This window comes from Ruegeria sp. AF7, assembly GCF_056541885.1.
The window spans coordinates 1-562 of sequence record NZ_JBQFYX010000063.1; the positions used below are offsets into that span (position 1 = coordinate 1).

A 562-nucleotide genomic window follows, 5' to 3' on the forward strand; every position below is an offset into this window, starting at 1 on the left:
TTTCGCCACCCGAGGGGCGCTCGAACTCGACAATGGCGGGCAGGTCGATATCGACAACCTGGGTCCACATGTCGCGCGGGATGTTCAGCTGGGCCGGGGCGCTGGCGCGCTTGGCCTGCATGATCACACGGTTCAGAACCTCGCAGACGCGGGTCGGGTCGCGGACCTCTTCCTGATAGGCGACCATGTCCTCGAACAGCTTCATTTGCTCGACTTCCTGAAAGCCCCCCTGACCGATGGTCTTGTTGGCCGCCTGCGGGGTCACCAGCAGAAGCGGGGTGTGGTTCCAGTAGGCAGTCTTGACGGCGGTCACAAAGTTGGTGATGCCCGGACCGTTCTGCGCGATCATCATCGACATCTTGCCGGTCGCCCGGGTGTAGCCATCCGCCATCATCCCCGCGCTGCCCTCATGCGCACAGTCCCAGAACATGATCCCAGCCTTCGGAAACAGATCCGAAATCGGCATCATCGCAGAGCCAATGATCCCAAACGCATGTTCAATACCATGCATCTGCAAAACCTTAACAAAGGCCTCTTCCGTCGTCATCTTCATAGGGGTGTT

At 59.6% G+C, this 562-nt stretch carries 1 protein-coding gene; it reads right to left on the reverse strand.

All coding sequences use genetic code 11. The features are described 5' to 3' along the window. The coding region (locus ACR0AP_RS20950; RefSeq protein ID WP_480509236.1) for a thiamine pyrophosphate-binding protein at positions 1-553 on the reverse strand (553 nt) is incomplete at its 3' end. Between the last annotated feature and the right edge of the window lie 9 nt (positions 554-562).